The sequence below is a fragment of the Paenibacillus agricola genome (genome assembly GCF_011440305.1).
Lineage (GTDB): Bacteria > Bacillota > Bacilli > Paenibacillales > NBRC-103111 > Paenibacillus_S > Paenibacillus_S agricola.
This window is the reverse complement of the sequence record NZ_JAAOIW010000005.1, coordinates 263,400-282,289: the sequence shown is the minus strand read 5'-3', so window position 1 is coordinate 282,289 and position 18,890 is coordinate 263,400. Positions and strand designations below refer to the sequence as shown.

General features: G+C 46.6%; 19 protein-coding genes and 1 tRNA gene. 14 read left to right on the top strand and 6 right to left on the bottom strand.

The features are described 5' to 3' along the window. The first annotated feature begins 7 nt into the window (after window positions 1-7). From pstB to G9U52_RS16275, 3 genes are read left to right on the top strand one after another with little or no spacing between them, the layout of a single operon-like run. Window positions 8-760, top strand: coding sequence for a phosphate ABC transporter ATP-binding protein PstB (gene pstB, locus G9U52_RS16285; protein ID WP_166151385.1), 753 nt, complete (start codon window positions 8-10; stop codon window positions 758-760). 12 nt (window positions 761-772) lie between these two features. Next, window positions 773-1,432, top strand: a complete 660-nt coding sequence (gene phoU / locus G9U52_RS16280; protein WP_166151383.1) for a phosphate signaling complex protein PhoU — start codon at window positions 773-775, stop codon at window positions 1,430-1,432. Further along, complete coding sequence (locus tag G9U52_RS16275; RefSeq protein ID WP_166151381.1) at window positions 1,432-3,219, top strand: bifunctional diguanylate cyclase/phosphodiesterase; 1,788 nt, start codon at window positions 1,432-1,434, stop codon at window positions 3,217-3,219. Before phoU ends, G9U52_RS16275 begins: the two co-directional genes overlap by 1 nt. Window positions 3,220-3,226: 7 nt before the next feature. Here G9U52_RS16275 and G9U52_RS16270 read toward each other — a convergent pair whose 3' ends face one another. After that, on the bottom strand, window positions 3,227-3,982 hold the full coding sequence (locus G9U52_RS16270; RefSeq protein WP_166151379.1) for an HAD family hydrolase: 756 nt from the start codon (window positions 3,980-3,982) through the stop codon (window positions 3,227-3,229). Between the two features lie 160 nt (window positions 3,983-4,142). Between G9U52_RS16270 and polA the strand changes: the two genes are divergently transcribed. The 5 genes from polA (at window position 4,143) to G9U52_RS16245 (ending at window position 9,735) form a co-directional block, all read left to right on the top strand. Continuing rightward, entirely contained in the window at window positions 4,143-6,809 is a 2,667-nt protein-coding gene (gene polA / locus G9U52_RS16265; RefSeq protein WP_166151377.1) for a DNA polymerase I, read from the top strand. Window positions 6,810-6,827: 18 nt separating this feature from the next. Beyond that, a complete protein-coding gene (mutM, locus tag G9U52_RS16260) occupies window positions 6,828-7,676 on the top strand; it encodes a DNA-formamidopyrimidine glycosylase (protein WP_166151375.1) in 849 nt (282 codons plus the stop codon). 72 nt (window positions 7,677-7,748) lie between these two features. Next, window positions 7,749-8,444 carry a sporulation membrane protein YtaF gene (ytaF, locus tag G9U52_RS16255; protein ID WP_166151373.1) on the top strand — a complete coding sequence of 232 codons (696 nt, stop codon included), beginning with the start codon at window positions 7,749-7,751 and terminating at the stop codon, window positions 8,442-8,444. Between the two features lie 80 nt (window positions 8,445-8,524). Continuing rightward, window positions 8,525-9,121, top strand: coding sequence for a dephospho-CoA kinase (gene coaE, locus G9U52_RS16250; RefSeq protein WP_166151371.1), 597 nt, complete (start codon window positions 8,525-8,527; stop codon window positions 9,119-9,121). Beyond that, window positions 9,118-9,735, top strand: a complete 618-nt coding sequence (locus G9U52_RS16245; RefSeq protein WP_166151369.1) for a lytic transglycosylase domain-containing protein — start codon at window positions 9,118-9,120, stop codon at window positions 9,733-9,735. Before coaE ends, G9U52_RS16245 begins: the two co-directional genes overlap by 4 nt. A gap of 38 nt (window positions 9,736-9,773) precedes the next feature. Here the strand turns inward: G9U52_RS16245 and G9U52_RS16240 are convergent, their stop codons facing one another. Next, window positions 9,774-9,998, bottom strand: a complete 225-nt coding sequence (locus G9U52_RS16240; RefSeq protein ID WP_076229044.1) for an alpha/beta-type small acid-soluble spore protein — start codon at window positions 9,996-9,998, stop codon at window positions 9,774-9,776. Between the two features lie 124 nt (window positions 9,999-10,122). On the opposite strand from G9U52_RS16240, the gene nrdR reads away from it, so the two are divergent. Further along, window positions 10,123-10,605 (top strand): transcriptional regulator NrdR, encoded by a 483-nt coding sequence (gene nrdR, locus G9U52_RS16235; RefSeq protein WP_166151367.1) that lies wholly within the window; start codon window positions 10,123-10,125, stop codon window positions 10,603-10,605. Window positions 10,606-10,741: 136 nt separating this feature from the next. Beyond that, window positions 10,742-10,814 (top strand) — tRNA-Ala (locus tag G9U52_RS16230). Window positions 10,815-10,987: 173 nt separating this feature from the next. Here G9U52_RS16230 and G9U52_RS16225 read toward each other — a convergent pair. The 3 genes from G9U52_RS16225 to G9U52_RS39275 all read right to left on the bottom strand — a co-directional run bounded on the left by G9U52_RS16225 (window position 10,988) and on the right by G9U52_RS39275 (window position 13,989). Further along, a complete protein-coding gene (locus G9U52_RS16225; RefSeq protein ID WP_166151842.1) occupies window positions 10,988-12,688 on the bottom strand; it encodes an alpha-keto acid decarboxylase family protein in 1,701 nt (566 codons plus the stop codon). 169 nt (window positions 12,689-12,857) lie between these two features. After that, window positions 12,858-13,049 (bottom strand): hypothetical protein, encoded by a 192-nt coding sequence (locus G9U52_RS16220; protein WP_166150831.1) that lies wholly within the window; start codon window positions 13,047-13,049, stop codon window positions 12,858-12,860. 61 nt (window positions 13,050-13,110) lie between these two features. Continuing rightward, window positions 13,111-13,989 (bottom strand): LysM peptidoglycan-binding domain-containing protein, encoded by an 879-nt coding sequence (locus tag G9U52_RS39275; RefSeq protein WP_207953016.1) that lies wholly within the window; start codon window positions 13,987-13,989, stop codon window positions 13,111-13,113. 182 nt (window positions 13,990-14,171) lie between these two features. Between G9U52_RS39275 and G9U52_RS16210 the strand changes: the two genes are divergently transcribed. The 3 genes from G9U52_RS16210 to G9U52_RS16200 all read left to right on the top strand — a co-directional run bounded on the left by G9U52_RS16210 (window position 14,172) and on the right by G9U52_RS16200 (window position 17,144). Next, complete coding sequence (locus G9U52_RS16210) at window positions 14,172-14,918, top strand: TetR/AcrR family transcriptional regulator (RefSeq protein WP_166151365.1); 747 nt, start codon at window positions 14,172-14,174, stop codon at window positions 14,916-14,918. A gap of 34 nt (window positions 14,919-14,952) precedes the next feature. Then, a complete protein-coding gene (locus tag G9U52_RS16205; RefSeq protein ID WP_243767372.1) occupies window positions 14,953-15,942 on the top strand; it encodes an aldo/keto reductase in 990 nt (329 codons plus the stop codon). Between the two features lie 254 nt (window positions 15,943-16,196). Continuing rightward, window positions 16,197-17,144, top strand: coding sequence for a dihydrodipicolinate synthase family protein (locus G9U52_RS16200; RefSeq protein ID WP_166151363.1), 948 nt, complete (start codon window positions 16,197-16,199; stop codon window positions 17,142-17,144). 42 nt (window positions 17,145-17,186) lie between these two features. On the opposite strand, the gene G9U52_RS16195 is transcribed toward G9U52_RS16200, so the two are convergent. Beyond that, entirely contained in the window at window positions 17,187-18,206 is a 1,020-nt protein-coding gene (locus tag G9U52_RS16195) for a LacI family DNA-binding transcriptional regulator (RefSeq protein ID WP_166151361.1), read from the bottom strand. 212 nt (window positions 18,207-18,418) lie between these two features. Between G9U52_RS16195 and G9U52_RS16190 the strand changes: the two genes are divergently transcribed. Continuing rightward, window positions 18,419-18,775, top strand: coding sequence for a Na-translocating system protein MpsC family protein (locus G9U52_RS16190; protein WP_166151359.1), 357 nt, complete (start codon window positions 18,419-18,421; stop codon window positions 18,773-18,775). Window positions 18,776-18,890 lie beyond the last annotated feature (115 nt).

The following is an 18,890-nucleotide window of genomic DNA, read 5'->3' as shown; positions in this document are numbered from 1 at the left end:
TTTGTGGATGTCTATTGTAAATATCGAAAGCTTAAATCTATACTATTCCGAGTTTCAGGCTCTAAAAAAAGTGAATATGGACATTAGCGAGAAGTCCGTTACGGCTTTTATTGGACCTTCTGGATGTGGCAAATCAACCTTGCTCCGTACCTTAAACCGGATGAACGACATGATCAAAGGGATTCATATTGATGGCAAAGTTATCATTAATGGAACCAATATTTATGATCCTGATGTCAATGTGGAATTGCTGCGCAAAAATATCGGGATGGTTTTCCAGCAACCGAACCCTTTTCCCAAATCGATCTACGACAACGTTGCTTATGGACCGCGTATCCATGGCATTACCGATAAAGCCAAGCTAGACGATATCGTAGAAACTAGCTTAAAATCAGCTGCGTTATGGACAGAGGTTAGCAGCAATTTGAAAAAATCAGCTTATGGGTTATCCGGTGGCCAGCAGCAAAGGCTTTGTATCGCACGCGCCTTGGCGGTTAATCCCGAAATCCTGCTGATGGATGAGCCCACTTCCGCACTTGATCCGATCTCTACCTTGAAAATCGAAGAATTGATCCAAGAATTAAAAGATAGATACACGATCATTATTGTTACACACAATATGCAGCAAGCCGCTCGGATTTCGGCATACACCTCATTTTTCCTCAATGGCGAAGTCATAGAATCCGACCAAACGGAAAAAATTTTTACAGCTCCGTCAGATCAAAGAACGGAAGATTACATTACAGGACGATTCGGATAAGGAGTGGATTAGGTGGATAACCGTATAAATTTTCATCAATCTTTGGAAGAACTCAAAAATAATTTGCTTAAAATGGGTTCGCTTGTGGAAAATTTGATTATTCAAGCGGTGGAAGCATTAGCGGCGCTGGATGAGAAGAAGGCGAAAGAAACAGTCGATATGGACGACGAGATCGATGATATGATGCTGCAAATCGAGGAGCATTGCTTGCGGCTGATTGCGCTGCAACAGCCTATGGCGAGCGATTTGCGCTTAATCGGGATGGCGCTAAAAATCGCTACGGATTTGGAGCGAATTGGCGACCATGCTGTGGATATCGGAAAAATAGCGATTCGTTTATCCGGTGAGGAGCTGGTTAAGCCACTTGAGGATATTCCACAAATGGTGCTGCTGGTTAAGGATATGCTGCGTGAGAGCTTGCTGGCGTATACGGAGCAGGACATTCACCGTGCCGCTTCGCTTGCGGAGAAAGATGATGTGGTCGATAAGCTGTTCAGCACTCTGATGACGGAAATTATGGCTTTAATGAGCTCGGATGTCGCACGTAACCGCCAGCTCTCCCATTTAATGTTCGTAGCCCATTATTTGGAGCGTGTAGCTGACCATGCCACGAATATTGGTGAAGGCGTCATTTATATGGTAACCGGCAAACGCAAGGATTTGAACGTGTAATGATTGCCGATCCCAAGGAACAATTCCTAGATATTTTGCAGCGCAAATTAATCCATTCGGTATATCAACCGATTGTTTCCTTGAAGGATGGCTCCGTGCTGGGTTACGAGGCGTTGACGCGCGGGCCTGAGAACAGCTTATTTCAATCACCTATGAAACTGTTTCCATATGCCGAGAAGGCTGGCGTCTTGTACAGCTTGGAAAAAATCGCTAGAGAAATGGCTATCAAAGGTGCATTTTTCACACAAACGAATGAAATGCTATTCATTAATATTTCTGCCGCTATCTTGCAGGATCCTTATTTTGCTCCCGGCAATACCTTGGACCTCCTGCAAGAACGGGGCCTTCAGCCGGGCAATATCGTATTTGAAATTACAGAGCGCAGCTCGATCGAGGATTTCACTACAGCGAAACGGGTGCTTGACCATTACCGTGCTCAAGGCTACCGGATTGCTATTGATGATGCAGGCGCGGGATATTCTTCCTTGCAGGCTATTGCCGAATTAAACCCCGATTTTATTAAAATAGACCGTTCGCTTGTGAATAACATCCACTTGCATAAAAATAAAGAATATATCGTCGAAACGTTCGTTACCTTTGCGGACAAGCTGAATATTAGCCTGATTGCTGAGGGCATTGAGCTTAAGGAAGAGCTGCAGCAGCTCACCCGGATGGGTATCCATTATGTGCAGGGCTATTTGCTCGGGATGCCTTCTTTGGAGAAGGCGGAGATTGATCCACAATGGGTCGAATTGATCGTGCAGCACCGGAGGATTCGCGATACAAGCGCAGGCGCCTTAACAATTGGCGATGTGATCGCGCCCATCCCAATTTTCGATAGCAAAGCGCTGATTTCGGAGGTTGCGAATTTTTTTAAAAGCAACGTAAAAGCGCAAGGCGCCGTGATTGTGTCGGATGGAGCGCCTGTTGGCCTGATGATGCGGGAGCGTTTGTTCCAGCAGTTGGCCGGGCAATACGGCTTTTCTTTGTTCTGGAACCGCTCGATCGACCAAATGATGGACCCCAAGCCCTTGATCGTGGATAAAGACATGCCGGTCGAAACGGTTTCCCAGCTGGCGACTTCACGCGATACGAATTTATATGACTTCGTCATTATTACGAATGAAGGGCGGATGGCGGGCGCCGCTTCGATCCGTTCCATTCTTGAATGCATCACGAATACCCGTATGGAGAATGCTAAGGTAGCAAGCCCCCTGACAGGGCTGCCGGGCAACCTGCAAATTCAACGGGAGCTGACCCGGCGCTTGATGGAAAAGAAACCTTTTTCTGTGCTCTATGCCGACCTCGATTACTTCAAATGGTTTAATGACCAATATGGATTTCAAAAAGGGGACCAGCTTATCCAATTCACCGCAGATGTGATCCAGCATGCGATTGGTGTATGCGGGAAGCTGGATGATTTCGTTGGGCATATTGGTGGCGATGACTTTATTATGATTACGTCCGCTGAGGAGCCGCAAATCATTTGTGATGAAATTATTCGCCGCTTTGACCTCGGTGTCCCGTCTTTTTATGAAGGTGAGGATTGGACCTATGTGGTAGACCGTAAAGGGAACCGGATCGAGACCAGCGGCGTGACCATCTCCTTGTCCTTGGTGGTATGCGGCATGGAAGGGCAAATAACGCTTGAAGAAATTTCACAATCCGCGGCAACGCTGAAGAAGCTGTCCAAAGCCAACCCCGGCAGTGTATGCTGCAGCAACAACATCGGGCTGTCCGCTCAGGTCGATAGCGAAATACATAAGGCGGAAGCCACCAATTTTTAGAACTAAGTTAATGGAACAGCTCCAGCAATTGGCTGATCTCTTGAATATGGTACACCGTCCGTTTCCCGAGCTTTTGCCGGGAAATTTTTTTTGTTCCACGGTCTTGCAGGCTTCTCAGCCAAATAACATCCAGCCCCGCTTTGGCAGCCCCGCATATATCGTGCTTCCAGGAGTTACCGACCATCACCGCCTGCCGCGGCATCAGGTCCAAGGCTTGCAGCGCTGTTTTAAAAATCAGAAAGCCTGGCTTTTTTTCGGATGGCTTGTGCGCGGTGAAAATTCGTTCCTCAGAGAAATACGACTTCAATCGAAATCGTTCCAATAAAATATCCACTTCACTATGGGGGCTGTTGCTAATGATAGCTAACCTGTAATTCTGCGACAAAGCACGAAGCGTCGTTTCCACACCAGGAGCCAATGTTTTTCCGGCAAGGCGTTGCTTGCGCACCAATTGGAAAAAATGGGGAGCAAATCCTTGATGTACAGGCAATTGCTGCATAGCAATGGCATCTTTTAAGCATTGCTCCTGCAAAAGGTCGAACGAAAGCTCAGAGCTCTTCGATTTTCTATGCTGCTGCCACTGCTCTTGATATTGCTCCCAGATGGTATCTGCATTGCTGTCTGAGCCTTGTAGCCCGCGGCCGGCATAATCGTTCCAAACGGATCGAAAAGCATGCTCAAAGGTAATCCCCTGGTGAATCAAGGTTTCATTCAGATCGAAGCAGATCGCTTTTTTTCCTTGAATGGGATAAGGTTTGCCCATCGATGATCCTCCCTTCAGTCAAGCGGTATTTCCATATATATCCTATGTTTATGCAGCAGTCCTTTACCTCACACCTAAGCTCTTCGAATGTGGCAATAAGCTTTTTATATTGTGTTGTCCTATGCTATCATGGAGGTAGTATGAAAAATGAGGTGTAGCTATGTCCAAGTTGATTATTGTTGATGGGAACAGTATTGCGTATCGTGCATTTTTTGCCTTACCGCCGCTTAGTAATTCCAGTGGATTGCAAACTAATGCTGTATATGGCTTTACCACGATACTTCTGAAATTATTGGAAGAACAAAAGCCGACCCATTTCCTGGTTGCCTTCGATGCAGGTAAGGTGACGTTTCGACATACGAATTATAAGGATTATAAAGGCGGCAGAGCCAAGACCCCTCCGGAGCTGTCCGAGCAATTCCCGGTGCTTAAGGACCTGATCAGAGCATTTGGTGTATCTCAGTTTGAAATAGACGGCTATGAGGCCGATGATATTATAGGAACGTTAACGCGGATCGCTGATGAAATGGGCAATTTTGAGGTTATTGTAGTAAGTGGCGACAAGGATATGCTGCAATTGGCATCGAACCATGTGAAGATTGCCCTGACCCGTAAAGGGATCAGTGATGTAGAAATGTATGATCCTCCCTATATTATGGAAAAGTACGGCCTAACGCCTAACCAGATTATTGATTTAAAAGGGCTGATGGGCGATGCGAGCGATAATATTCCTGGGATTCCCGGCGTTGGGGAAAAGACTGCGCTCAAGCTGCTGCTGGAATACGGCAGTGTTGAAGGCGTATTGGCGAATACCGACCAGCTAAAGGGTAAAATGAAGGAAAAAATCGTCGAGCATGCGGATGATGCACGAATGAGCAAGGAGCTTGCCACGATTTTCCGTGAGGTTCCGCTAGACTCGCCTTGGGAGGATATGGCCTACAAAGGCTTTGAAAAACGGGCTTTGGCCGAAATGCTCCATAAGCTGGAGTTTAAATCCTTAATGGAAAAGCTGAATCTTAGCGGAAGCGATATGGCATCGCAGAACCAGGAGCCTCAGGCGGATATCCAGACGATAGCGATTGAAGGGCTTCAGCAGCTTGCAGAGGTAACGGACGTGCTAGACGATGTGCAGTCGATCCATGTGGAAGTAATCGGCGAGAACCCCCATGTGGGTTATGTGCTGGGGCTTGCGTTGCATACAGACAAAGCCTGTTATTACGTGCCCTTTGAGCTGCTGAAGGAACAAAGCCATGAGGTCGGTCTTGTAAAGGCCTGGCTGGAATCGGCGGACAAGTCGATCGCCATCTATGACCAGCATAAGGCGGAGATTGCCTTATCGTGGCAGGGCATCGAGCTGCGCGGCATATCGTTTGATGTCCTGTTAGCCGCCTATTTGCTTGACCCGACCGAATCAGCGCTGACGCTTCATGGGCTTTTGGTTAAATATAGTCTGCCGTCACTAAAAGCGGACGAGGATATATTCAGCAAAGGCGCCAAATTCAAAATACCTGCGATTGAGGTCGTATCTGATCATCTGTGCCGCAAAGCCAATGCGGTTCATAGCCTGCTAATATTGATGAAGCAAGACCTGCAGGAAAAGGGGATGGATCAATTATTTTATGATCTGGAGCTGCCCTTGGCCTGCGTATTAGCTGCAATGGAGCATAAAGGGATCAAGGTTGATGCCGATGGCCTAAGGCAATACAGTGTGGAGCTTGCCGGACAATTGGACAAGATCATGAGGTCGATCTATGAGGAAGCCGGCATGGAGTTTAATATTAACTCAACCAAGCAGCTTGGTGATGTTTTATTCGACAAGCTTAAGCTGCCGACCGATAAAAAAACGAAAACCGGATATTCCACAAACGTAGAGGTATTGGAAAAGCTGGAGCCTTACCACCCGATCATTAGCCATATCCTTCATTACCGTACCTTGGCCAAGCTGCAATCGACTTATGTAGAAGGCTTACTCAAGGAAATACGCCCGGAAACCGGCAAGGTGCATACCTATTACAGGCAGACCATTGCCGCTACAGGCCGCTTAAGCTCGCAATTCCCCAATTTGCAGAATATCCCGATTCGGCTTGAGGAGGGGCGTAAAATTCGTAAGTTTTTTGTGCCTTCTCAGCCCGGCTGGTCGATTCTGACAGCTGACTATTCGCAGATTGAATTACGTGTGCTAGCTCATATTTCCCAGGATAAGAACCTAATGGAAGCCTTCTTGAATGATATGGATATTCATACGAAAACGGCGATGGACGTATTCGGCGTGGCGGAGTCCGCGGTTGATTCCAATATGCGCAGACAAGCCAAGGCGGTCAATTTTGGCATTGTATACGGGATCAGTGATTATGGCTTATCCCAGAATTTGAACATTACCCGTAAAGATGCATCTACCTTTATTGAGCAATATTTTGCCGTATTCGGGGGGGTTCGCCGATTTATGGATGATGTTGTGAAGCAAGCACGTATTGATGGCTATGTCACTACTTTGCTCAATCGCAGGCGCTATTTGCCTGAAATTAATGCATCCAACTTTAATCTGCGTTCGTTTGCGGAACGTACAGCCATGAATACCCCGATCCAAGGCACAGCAGCCGATGTGATTAAGCTGGCTATGGTGCAGATGGACGAGCGGATGAAAAAGGATGGATTGGCCAGCAGAATGCTGCTACAGGTGCATGATGAGCTGGTGTTCGAGGTTCCCGAGAATGAGATTCAAGTGATGCGGGATACCGTAAAAGAAGTCATGGAGGCAGCACTTCAGCTTGATGTGCCGCTTAAGGTTGACGTAGATACAGGCTCCAACTGGTACGAAGCGAAATAAACAAGAGGTGAGAGCAGCATGCCGGAATTGCCGGAGGTAGAAACCGTTAGACGAACGTTGAATGAATTGGTAGTTGGCAAAAAAATCGACCATGTAACCGTGCATTTGAAGCGGATTATTATAAAGCCTGAGGAAATTGGCGAGTTTTGCTTGCTGCTGTCCGGAGAAACAATTGGAAGTGTGGAGCGGCGCGGCAAGTTTCTGCTATTTATGATGGATGATTACGTGCTTGTTTCGCATTTGCGGATGGAAGGCAGGTACGGGCTGTACGATGCTTTGGATCCGCTGGAGAAGCATACGCATGTCGTGTTTCATTTTACCGATGGCAGCGAGCTTCGTTATAAGGATGTACGCCAATTCGGGACCATGCATTTGTTTCCAAAGGGCAGGGAGCTGGAGGAGCAGCCGCTGAAAAAGCTTGGTTTGGAGCCTATGGAGGATACCTTCCATGTGGCAGCCTTTCGTGCTGCGATCGCTCATCGATCAACGAAGATCAAGCCTTTGCTATTGAATCAGGAATATATCGTCGGGATCGGGAATATCTATGTGGATGAATCGTTATTTCTGGCGGGCATCCATCCAGAGCGCGAAGCAAGCTCGCTCACAGCGAAGGAGCTTGCCGCGCTGCATGCTGCTATCGTCAAGACGCTGGGCGAGGCCATAACCGCGGGTGGCTCGTCGATTAAATCATTCGTGAATGGACAAGGCGAGATCGGCATGTTCCAGCACCAATTCAAGATGTACGGCCGTAAGGGAGAGCCTTGCTATTCCTGTGGACAACCTATCGAAAAAAGCGTCGTAGCCGGTCGTGGTACGCATCATTGTCCGAAATGCCAGCCCTTAAAGCTAGCAAAGGCGAAGAAATAAAGCCCATCTAAAAGTCGCACCTTCCTTCCGTAACCGCCATATAGTGGGGTAAAACGGTCAGGAGGGGCTACAATGCTTTCAATCATTCCCTTAATGATTCTGGCGCTTGCCGTCAGCTTGGATGGTTTTGGCGTAGGGGTTACTTATGGTTTGAGGAAAATTAGAATACCATTATTATCGATAGGGATTATCTCCATTTGCTCGGGAATTATTATTTATGCCTCGATGCAGCTGGGCGTGTGGGTCAGCCAATTCGTCGACCCGTTATTTGCCAAGGCTATTGGCGGCGCGATTCTGATCGGCATTGGTATTTGGGCGCTGTATCAGGTGCTGCATGAGAAAGCAGATGATGGTGTCCCGGAGGCAGTAACCGATTCGCCGAAAACTGGGGATCATGTAACCTCTGGCGTAGATGTGGCAAGTGCCAAAGAGGTTTTGTACATTGAGCTAAAGCGGCTTGGGCTGGTCATTCAAATCCTGCGTACTCCTTCGGTAGCAGATATGGATCGCTCGGGCAATATCTCTCCCTATGAGGCTTTGTTATTGGGGATCGCTTTATCTTTGGATGCATTAGGTGCAGGGATCGGTGCAGCGCTGATCGGCTTTACACCTTGGCTGACTTCGATGGTCATTGCCTTGGCAAGCGGCATGTTTTTGGCATCAGGCTTGCATATTGGCTATAAATACTCGGAGTTATTATGGATGCGCCGCTTGTCGGTATTTCCGGGATTTGTTTTAATTATTATGGGAATTATGAAATTGTTGTAGATGCATACGAAGAAGTCAGTTTTGCTATGCAAAACTCTTACGAAGAAAATTTTCTACGAAAACTCTAAGGAGAATTAATCATGAACATAGGATTAACCGGAGGGATTGCCAGCGGCAAAAGCACAGTATCCAATATGCTTGTGCAGCGTGGCGCCCTGCTGATTGATGCTGACCGGATCGCAAGAGAGGTAGTGGCGCCCGGCAGCCCTGTCCTCCAGAAGGTAGCTGAACGTTTTGGTTCCGAGGTTTTACTCCCTGATGGTACGCTAAACCGCAAAAAGCTAGGGGAGCTTGTATTTGGCAATCCGCAGGCTTTACAGGATTTGGAGGGGCTGATGCATCCTTCGATCCGTGCTTTGATGCGAGAGCGCATGGAGTATTATGAGCATAATCATCCAGACAAGCTGGTCGTTGTAGATGTGCCTTTATTATATGAATCTGGCTTAGAAGCGATGTATGAAGCGGTTGTTGTTGTCTATGTGCCTCGATCCGTCCAGCTTGAAAGGCTGACAGCCCGTGACGGCCTATCCCATGAGCAGGCTGAGCGGCGGTTAAATGCGCAAATGGATATCGAGCTTAAAAAAACACGTGCCGACATCGTGATTGATAATCAGGGAGGTTTGTCGCAAACGGAGGGTCAGGTGGACAGGCTATTGAAGGAAAGGGGGCTGCTATGAGCGTCAGCTTTTGGCGAAAAAAAAGGATGTTTGCCCTACTATTGCTCGCTTTTATCTGTTTTTTATTTTTAACCAGCAGCTCTGTCAGCAAAATTTTATATCCAATTCGTTACCAGGAAGAAATTCAAAAAAACGCTTTGGCCTATGAACTGGATCCATTTTTAATCGCAGCTATTATTCGGGTTGAATCCAATTATGTAAACGACATTGAATCCAAAAAAGGCGCCTATGGCCTCATGCAGCTTATGCCGGATACCTCTAACTGGATTGTCGAGGCTGGCAAGTTCTCACCAAGTTTTAAGAAAGATCTACATAATCCAGCGGTCAGCATTCAATTGGGGTCATGGTACTTAAGCTGGCTGCACAAGCAATTTAATGGCAATGCTGTACTCGCTATTGCCGGCTATAATGCAGGGCAAGGCAATGTATTTGAATGGCTGGAAGCCGACGTTTGGGACGGAACTTTGGAGCATGCTGGATCTATTCCGTATGGGGAAACGAGACACTACCTTCAACGTGTTTTATACTATTATAATAAATATGATCAGCTTTACGCAGAGGACTGGGGAATTTCTCCTGAAAGGCAAAGAAGTATCGGACAAGCCGCTAAGTAAGCGGCGTCCCATACTTCCTGCTTATAAATGACTTTACCTTATTTGAATTGACCAGCAAGCTGTTGTTCTGCGATTTGTACTAATCTGCGTGTAATGTGTCCACCGATTGCACCTGTGTCACGAGTAGCCATGTTACCGTAGTAACCGTCTTGGGGAATGGAGATACCCAATTCCTGTGCTACTTCGTATTTCAATTGATCTAAAGCTTGGCCTGCTTGTGGTACTACAAGAACGTTGCTGCTACGAGATTGTCCTGCGCCCATATGTGTTCACCTCCTTGTAAGTTGGTAAACCTATTATGTGCTTATATCTGAACTTCATTACAGGGATTCGCTGGCAATTATGAATGGCTTGCTGCCCCATTAAAAAAGAGGAGAATTACACCCGATGAAATGTCCGTATTGTGATTACCACGGCACCAAAGTGCTGGACTCCCGCGCTGCGAATGAGAATAAATCGATCCGACGCCGCAGAGAATGTGAGAAATGCACGAAACGCTTTACTACCTTCGAAATGATCGAGGAAACACCACTGATCGTCATCAAGAAGGATGGTAGCCGTGAAGAATTCAGCCGCGAGAAGATGCTGCGTGGACTCATCCGAGCCTGTGAGAAGCGGCCTGTGTCTGTCGAACAGCTCGATATGATCGTATCTGAGGTGGAGAAACAAATCCGCAATACCGCCCATGCTGAGGTTAACAGCCGCGACATTGGCGAGATCGTGATGGAGCAGTTGTATCCAGTGGACGAGGTAGCTTATATTCGCTTTGCTTCCGTGTATCGCCAATTTAAAGATATCAATATGTTCATGAGGGAATTAACCGAAATTTTGTCCAAAAATCGTGTTGGCGAAGACAAGCAAGGGTTCTAATCGAGTTCTGAGCCAACTCGTTGTTGACAAACGGAAAGTCTCTGTGGTATGATCATTTTTGTCGCCAAATGAACAATTTTATTGGGGACATGGGGAAGCTACAAGCCTCCCATCCATAGTATAAGATAGTGATCATGGGGGTTTAGCTCAGCTGGGAGAGCGCTTGCATGGCATGCAAGAGGTCAGCGGTTCGATCCCGCTAATCTCCATAAGAGTAACTAAGAAACGGCAGAGATGCCGTTTTTTGTTTTTAAAATGCAAAGATTTAGGGGGAGCTTCATTTGCTCTAGCCCTTACTATTTATTGTCTTCCCAATATAAAGGTTAATTCTTCGAAACTCGGATCACTGTGAACGCCCAATCCAGTGAATATTAAAGCAGGTTCATTCATGCATTCGTTTTTCCTGATCCTCCAAGTAACTGCGCATCTTGTGAAGATAATCAGGCGCATCCATCGGATCGTGTACAAGCATCTCAATGATGCACAGCTTATTTGCGTTTTGAATCTCCGCTTGAGCTATTGCATCCTCCAGTTCATGGTTAGTCCGCACTTCCGCAGTGAACGCCTGACCGCCAAAAGCCTCGACTAGCTTGGTATATTTCCAATGAGGAACCTGGTTATATTTCTGATTAACAGTTTTTACATTTAAGTATTTTTCAATGGCGTAGACTTTGTTGTTGAGCACGAAAATGATGGGTTTGCATCCATTTTCCAGCATTGAACTGATTTCCTGAGCAGTCAATTGCAGGGAGCCATCGCCGGTAAATAGCAAAACTCGTCGGTTTGCAGCAGCAATACACGCGCCGAATGCGGCCGGGGTCGCATAGCCGATACTCTGCCACCCCGCTTGAGCGATGTAAGTTGCTCCTTTTGGCAATCTAATTTGCGACATTCCATAGACAAACGTACCCGTTTCCACAACTACAATGTCATTATTTTTAAGCATCCGCTGGAAACGGGGATAATACGAAGTAGCGCCAATCAGCTGCTCCGGCTTGCCTATAACTGTGTCGTACGGAAAACTGGCGGCAGGGATCTGCTGCGTTTCCTTATATCCGATGGTCTGGAGCGCGTTCAACATATCTTCAGCCCTAATGCTCGAATAAGTTGCATCACCGATCTTAACTGAATTGGGCTGAATGTCCACTATGGTTAGAGGGTTCAGCTTTGCAGTAAAAGCGGCAGTGTTACTGTCTGACCATAGAAGGCCAACCGCAATGATACAATCGGCGTTTTCAACAATTCTACGTACATCCCCGCTGGCAAAGGCGCCGCCATACATGCCGATATATTGAGGATGGCTCTCGTCAAAGGCGCCCTTTCCTTGCATCATAGATGCCACAGGTACGTTCAGTTGTTCGGCCAGCTTCTGTACGGCGGTTTCGAGTCCGTATCGGAGCACCTTCATATCCGTCATAATGACTGCATTTCGCTTCTGCCCTAACAGTTGCCTTACATGGGTCGTTGCTGCCTGCAGAGAATTTTCGTTCGTCTTGGTCGGTTCTGCCATCATTTCGTTGTGTGGTATAACAGGTTTCATAACAAGGTCAATTGCAACGACTAAGTATACCGGTTTTTTCTTCTGCTTTGCCATTCGGATTGCTGCCGGAATTTCCATCTCTGCATTTTCTGGCGTCAAGATTGCTGTGTAGCTGGTGATATGCTCATATACCTTGCGAAATATATCATAATCCCCATCCATCAAGGTGTGATGCATGAGCTTGTGTGCCTGCTGATCCATCGATTTGGGGGAACCGACTATATGAATCAGAGGGATTTCTTCGCTGTAGGCGCCAGCAATCGCATTGCAAGCGCTCATTTCCCCAACGCCAAAGGTGGTGATTAGCGCCCCTATTCCTTTGATACGGGCATAACTGTCTGCAGCGTAGCCGGAATTTAACTCGTTTCGTCCATTAATAAATTGGATGCCTTCGTATTTCTCAAGCGTATCGAGCAGAGAGAAATTATAGTCGCCGGGCACGCCAAAGATTTCGGTTATTCCCTCTTGTTTCAGACAATCGAACAAATACTGGCCCAGCGTTTTTTTTGCTGACTGCATCTGAGGTGGTAATATCTGTACCATAGTAGCCAATAAAATCTCTCCTCATATAATCAGTAGAATGGATTGTTCATCCCATTCTCGTTAAGCATAAGCTGCTGTTCAAATAAGGCTTTGCTGCGAATGCCCAAAAGAACCTCCCCACTGAAATAGTGGATTAGGAGGTTCTTTTGCTTTTAGGATAGGGCAACCTTTAAATATCATCCACATCCAGCGGTTTTTGTTTTGTAAGCTCGAAGTCTTTGTTGATATCATCTTTCATAATATTGACTGGGGTTTTGTTCTTGGCATTTTCCAATGTATCGTTGACGAAAGCCATATCTTGATTTTCCGCAGACATATTCGTTGTACCTAAATAATTGCCTTGGTGCTTTTTGTTCTCCATTCCAAATCCCTCCCAATGCATATATGTTGTACATGTATATGCTGCGCAAAAACCATGCGATTTATGTCATTTTCTTATCAGGACCGTCGAGCTGCCCACCGGCTTGAACGTTCAAGCCGTTTTTGTCAAGGTGAATGCCCGTATTCACACCTGCCGCATATTGGTCTATATGACCACCTGTATGAAGATCCACACCGTGGCTATCGAATTTGCCGCCAGCATGGACACCTAGATCATGGCTGCCCAGATGTCCGCCAGTTTGAACGCCAACACCATGGCCGTCCAGATGCCCGCCAGCATGAACGCCTACTCCATAGCCGCCCAGATGTCCGCCAGCATGAACACCCATATCATGGCCGCCTATATAACCTCCCGCATGGACACCTAAGCCATGCCCACCCTGCGATCCTGCTCCGGAAGGATAGACACCTGGATATTGCGGGATATGCGCATATGGATAAACCGGCTGGGTAAAAGCAGCATTAGGATTCTTAGCTGGGTTTCTAAAATCCGTCATGGTCGGTTGCTGTGAATGCTGTGGATAATGAGAGTGGTGCGAGTGCTGTGGGGAAGGGGTAGCTCCTTGATGCTCCTGCCCTTCTTGCTCAATATACATTCTGTGGCAATACATCTTATCCATCCGCGGTATATAAGTAATGCTTCCTGGTTCTAACGCTTTAGGATTCTGGATGTGCGGGTTCATCGCCTCAAGAATCGGTTGGGGAACATTATACTGCTGGGCCAGCGCTCCCATAGTATCCCCATGCATGCATTGGTGCTTAGCAAAATAGGTTCCATCCCGATCCTCTTCTCCCCTAAAAAACGGAAAGAAAAAAGGGGAAAGAAAGAAAAAGGGAACAAATCTGCGACGCGGGAAAAAATAAGGGTTAAAAGGGGCGCCAAACTGTCCAAAACCTCCGTATCCGTAAGCACGATCCATATAGGTTACCCTCCAATTTTTTATTATATAGGCATTTGACCATGTATTGTATGTCATGGAGCCGACTCAGGTTCATCATTTTTTAGAAGGTTGCATAATCGAACCTCTTTATTATATAATTGACGGATCGTCATTATATGACGTATTGATCATTAAATTAAGCGAAGTAGGTATCTATCACCTTGAAGATTACGCACAATAGGAAACAGCGGGAGTTTGAGGAACGGGAACAGCTTCTTATTCGTTTAGCTGACCAGATTTTGAGTAAGGATGGAGAAGCGGAACTGAATATGGATAAGCTTGTCGCAAGCTCCGAATATTCGAAAGGCACAGTCTACAAGCATTTTGGGTGCAAGGAGGATTTGTTAACGGGGATCTATTATGAAAAGTTTCTAATCTTGTTTCGTTTATTTCAAAAAGTAATCGATCTTCCTTTGACGACCAGAGACAGGCAGTTAGGTATTCATGTAGCGCATAGCTTGTTTGACTACCGTTACTTTCATGAATCTGCGCGTTTGATGGCGCCGAACACTGCGGCTATGCAAGGGAAAATCTCGGCTTCGCGAAAGGTGAAGCTGGAACAATTACAGCTGGACCTCCAAAAGCTGCTGTTGGCGCTTATCCAAGAAGCAGTAGACCAAGGCGACTTAAAGCTACCCGTGGGAATTAGCGCGGATATGGTGGCACTTGCCAATCAGGCTTTTAGCTTTGGCATGATCACGATGATGTATGGAAGCTGCAAAACTCCAGAAAGCTATAGAGCTTTTATGTATGCGCATTTGGAATCTGCCTCCAGACTGCTTGATGGCTACCGCTGGCACCCGATATCAGGGGATTGTGATTACAGAGGGGTTGTGGAGAAGGTAGAGGAAGCTTTAAAAGAAGATTTCGAAGAATTGTTGAATGGCAGTCGAATTATCATAGAATAGCTGCCATAAATCGGACAGGAACAGGTGAAGGATTATGGTTCTGGAAGCCGCTATTGAACTAAGGAAGCTGGGGAACTCGAATTTGATGCTCACCCCACTCGGGCTTGGCTGCTGGCAGTTCAGCAATGGAAAAGGTATGGTCGGCAAATTTTGGCCGGTGCTTCGTCGCGAGGATGTGCTTAAGATTGTCCAGACCAGCCTGCAAGGCGGAATGAATTGGTTTGATACTGCTGAAATATACGGCGGTGGGCAGTCGGAGCAAATACTGGCTAATGCTTTAAAAGAAATCGGCAGCCCCGCGGCAGATCATGCTTATATTGCGACAAAATGGTGGCCTGTATTCCGTACTGCCGCCAGTATTAAAGCCACAATTGATGAGCGTCTCCGTTTATTGGATCATCGGACGATTCACCTTTATCAGGTGCACCAGCCGTATTCCTTCTCATCGGTAGCTAGTGAGATGAATGCGATGGCGGAGCTGGTTAAGCAGGGGAAGATCAAGCATGTAGGTGTTAGTAACTTTTCTGCACAAAAAATGCGCGAAGCGGATCGCGTGTTGCAGGAGCATGGGCTGCGTTTGGCATCCAATCAAGTGAAATACAGCTTGCTGGATCGCAGGATTGAGCGAAATGGAATTTTGGACACAGCCAAAGAGCTGGGCATTGCCATCATTGCGTATTCGCCGTTAGAGCAAGGGATATTAAGCGGGAAGTTCCATAAGGACCCTGCTCTAGTGAAGTCCATTACAGGACCGCGTAAATGGGCATCGGCATTTCGCACCTCAGGGCTGCAAAAGTCGAAGCCACTTGTAGATATGCTGGAGCAGCTGGCACTGAAATACGACGCTTCGCCGACACAAATAGCGCTCAACTGGATGATTCATGCCAATGGCGAGACGGTGTTTGCCATTCCGGGCGCATCAAAGGTTCACCACGCTGAGGAAAATGTGAAAGCAATGAAGTTTTCTTTAACAGATAGTGAGATCGATCATATCAGCATGATTTCTCATCAGGTATTGAAATAAGATGTAAAGCGTAACAAATGATAAAAAGACAGCAAGCGACTCGATTTACGAGCCCTTGCTGTCTTTTTACTGTTTAATTTCAACATCGGACTTTGCCCGCGCCAACAACTGATAAAATGCTCTTTCGTATTCGGTCATGCTTGATTGTGCGCGCCCTGCATTTCATTTAATTTGATTGACAGCCATCTGGAATGAAAATATAATCAAATTAGGAATAACGTTTTAGCAAACCTAAAAGAGAGAAGCGTGTTTGGATGTTATCACTTAAAAACTCGATCGTTGATGGTGTATGGCCTACGATGGTCACTCCATTTACCGAAGCAAATGAAATCGATTACAAAGCGTTGGGAAATCTGATTGATTGGTATATTGACCGGGGTGTGCATGGGCTATTCGCGGTATGCCAGTCAAGTGAAATGTTTATGCTGTCGCTCGAAGAAAGAGTGGAGCTAACCACATTTGTGAAGAAGCATGCGGCCGGCCGTGTGCCTGTTATTGCTTCTGGGCATGTGTCCGATTCCCTCGAAGGGCAAATCGAAGAGATTAAAGAGATATCCGCAGTAGGCATTGAAGCTTTTGTGATGGTGAGTAACCGTCTGGCCGCCCAAGATGAATCCGACGATATTTGGAAACAAAATGCCGAAGCTATTTTAGCAGCAGTGCCCGATATTTCCTTTGGCATCTATGAATGCCCTTATCCGTACAAGCGTTTAATGTCGCCTGAGCTTTTGGCTTGGTGCGCGTCTACAGGCAGGTTCCTTTTCCTCAAAGATACATGCTGCAATTTGGAGCAAATTCAAGCTAAGCTGCAGGCGGTAAGCGGAAGTCCGCTTAAAATATTCAATGCCAATTCAGCAACCCTATTGGAATCCTTGAAAATTGGAGCGGCTGGCTTCAGTGGAATTATGGCCAATTTCCATCCCGAGCTTTATGCATGGCTGCTGAATAATTGGCAAAGCGACCCCGAGCAAGCGGCAATGCTGCAAAATTATATAGGCATATCCTCGATGGTGGAGCATCAATTGTATCCGGTAAATGCCAAATATTATTTGCAGGAGCAAGGGCTCGGATTTACGCTGCAATGCCGGGTTAAAGACGCCAATCTGTTTGATGCCAAAGACCGTCTGATTATGCAGCAATTAAGGGGACTCGACCAACTGGCAAGCATTATGCTAAAAACGCCTGAAGCTTTGCAAAATTAACCAAAATAAAAAAGCAGAACCATAGAAACGGGTTCTGCTTTTTTATTTCTTAAAGTCGCCACATGATTGTCTGAACACAAAATGCGGCTTGAACATAGTTGATGTAGGAGTCGCCACTTGATGATGCATGACGTCGATTAAAAGCTTTATGCAGGCCTGGGCCATCTCCTCTACCGGAAAATGGATCGTTGTCAAAGGCGGCACTGTGAAACGCGCAATTTCGTTATCATCATGGCCGACAAGCTCGATATCCTCGGGTACCCGCAAGCCGGCCTCACGCAACGCAGCCAAAGCACCCACGGCCATTTGGTCGCTCAGCACGAACAGGGCACTAGGCTTGACCTCGGCTTGTAGCAGAACCCGGGTTGCTTGGTAGCCACCCTCTTCTGAAAATTCGCCTTCTGCTATATGAGCGGCTGCCACAGGCAGTCCAACTGCCGAAGCCTGATCGAGGAAACCTTTTTTCCGGTCATGGATCGCACGTGAAGACACCTTGGGTATAACCAGCCCTGTCAAGCTATGCCCCCTGCTTGCAAACAGGCGTGCGACCTCTTGCCCCGTATGATAATTATCTACATTGATCGTACCGAATTTGTCTGAATAACGCTGATATAGGACGGCTGGAACCTTAACAGGCGCGGATTGAAGATAGGCTTCATCTGCAGCTGTTGCATTGGCGATGATAGCTCCGTTAAAGCGGGTGCCTGTCACCAAGCTTTTGACGTCTTTTAGCCGCCCACCGACATACGGTTGAATGAGTAGCTCATATTCGGTTTCCTGCGCGTAAATGATGTCCTGGACGCCCTTTAGGTATCTGCCGATTAGCGATGCCCTAGTATCAATGGTCCAAAATAAAGCAATAATTGGTGCTACCGTTTCCCCGCCGCTACGCAGGCGTCGAGCGGAGATATTGGGGCTGTAGTCCAAAGCGCGGGCAGCCTCCAAAATTCGTTGTTGTGTAGCCGTAGATATACGAAGGGCAGTTCCCTTGCCGTTTAAAACAAGCGAGGCCGTCCCTGGGGATACTTGTGCTAGCTTGGCAATATCTTTAATACTGGACAACTTGTACACCTCTATTTATAGGATCTTGTTTGTATACACGTTTAAACTGCATGTTGCCAAAACGAAATGCATGCGCTCTTCCAAATTTATTATAGCTTAAATCGCTGATAGTGACGATTTCTTTATGTTTCTTTATTTTTAAAAGGATTGTGCTCCTTTCGGCTCCATGTTAAAATTTAATCTATAGAACCAAAAAAAGAGGGATCCCCTACATGAATAAGGTGGAAGCGGAGTTCAGCAATTTAGTGAAAGCGTATCGCAAACGACATATGGGCAAGGGACCCAGGGAGATTCGCACTACCTTTTGCAAGCAATGGGCGATATGTGAAATGGAAGGCAATCTGTCTCCCGTAGAAAAGTTTATTGCTTCGGGTGTAGACGGCAAGCAGATTCTGCGAACCGCTCGCACTGAGATGGTGAAGGATATGTATGTCAATCATCCACCGGTCGAAATGGAGCAGCTATTAGATGCCAAGTTTGTGGAGCTATTCGTGGATATCGATATAGAAAAGGATTTTGGCATGTCGATTTTCGTGTTTGACCAAAATATTGAAAATAAATTTCGGTAATTCGTTTCCGGTAACTAAACATTGAATCTTCTCCAATGAAGCTACAATATTGAAGCCACAATTGCATACATGTGCCGTTGGCACTTGGCAGCGAACCTGCTCAAGACTAACAGCC

What these genes read in the sequence shown, in the direction of transcription:
- polA (WP_166151377.1), top strand. Translation starts at nt 4,143, where the DNA reads ATGTCCAAGTTGATTATTGTTGATGGGAACAGTATTGCGTATCGTGCA.
- G9U52_RS16225 (WP_166151842.1), bottom strand. Translation starts at nt 12,688, where the DNA reads ATGGTACAGATATTACCACCTCAGATGCAGTCAGCAAAAAAAACGCTG.
- mutM (WP_166151375.1), top strand. Translation starts at nt 6,828, where the DNA reads ATGCCGGAATTGCCGGAGGTAGAAACCGTTAGACGAACGTTGAATGAA.
- ytaF (WP_166151373.1), top strand. Translation starts at nt 7,749, where the DNA reads ATGCTTTCAATCATTCCCTTAATGATTCTGGCGCTTGCCGTCAGCTTG.
- G9U52_RS16270 (WP_166151379.1), bottom strand. Translation starts at nt 3,982, where the DNA reads ATGGGCAAACCTTATCCCATTCAAGGAAAAAAAGCGATCTGCTTCGAT.
- G9U52_RS39275 (WP_207953016.1), bottom strand. Translation starts at nt 13,989, where the DNA reads ATGGATCGTGCTTACGGATACGGAGGTTTTGGACAGTTTGGCGCCCCT.
- G9U52_RS16275 (WP_166151381.1), top strand. Translation starts at nt 1,432, where the DNA reads ATGATTGCCGATCCCAAGGAACAATTCCTAGATATTTTGCAGCGCAAA.
- G9U52_RS16245 (WP_166151369.1), top strand. Translation starts at nt 9,118, where the DNA reads ATGAGCGTCAGCTTTTGGCGAAAAAAAAGGATGTTTGCCCTACTATTG.
- G9U52_RS16200 (WP_166151363.1), top strand. Translation starts at nt 16,197, where the DNA reads ATGTTATCACTTAAAAACTCGATCGTTGATGGTGTATGGCCTACGATG.
- coaE (WP_166151371.1), top strand. Translation starts at nt 8,525, where the DNA reads ATGAACATAGGATTAACCGGAGGGATTGCCAGCGGCAAAAGCACAGTA.
- G9U52_RS16205 (WP_243767372.1), top strand. Translation starts at nt 14,953, where the DNA reads ATGGTTCTGGAAGCCGCTATTGAACTAAGGAAGCTGGGGAACTCGAAT.
- pstB (WP_166151385.1), top strand. Translation starts at nt 8, where the DNA reads ATGTCTATTGTAAATATCGAAAGCTTAAATCTATACTATTCCGAGTTT.
- G9U52_RS16240 (WP_076229044.1), bottom strand. Translation starts at nt 9,998, where the DNA reads ATGGGCGCAGGACAATCTCGTAGCAGCAACGTTCTTGTAGTACCACAA.
- nrdR (WP_166151367.1), top strand. Translation starts at nt 10,123, where the DNA reads ATGAAATGTCCGTATTGTGATTACCACGGCACCAAAGTGCTGGACTCC.
- G9U52_RS16190 (WP_166151359.1), top strand. Translation starts at nt 18,419, where the DNA reads ATGAATAAGGTGGAAGCGGAGTTCAGCAATTTAGTGAAAGCGTATCGC.
- G9U52_RS16220 (WP_166150831.1), bottom strand. Translation starts at nt 13,049, where the DNA reads ATGGAGAACAAAAAGCACCAAGGCAATTATTTAGGTACAACGAATATG.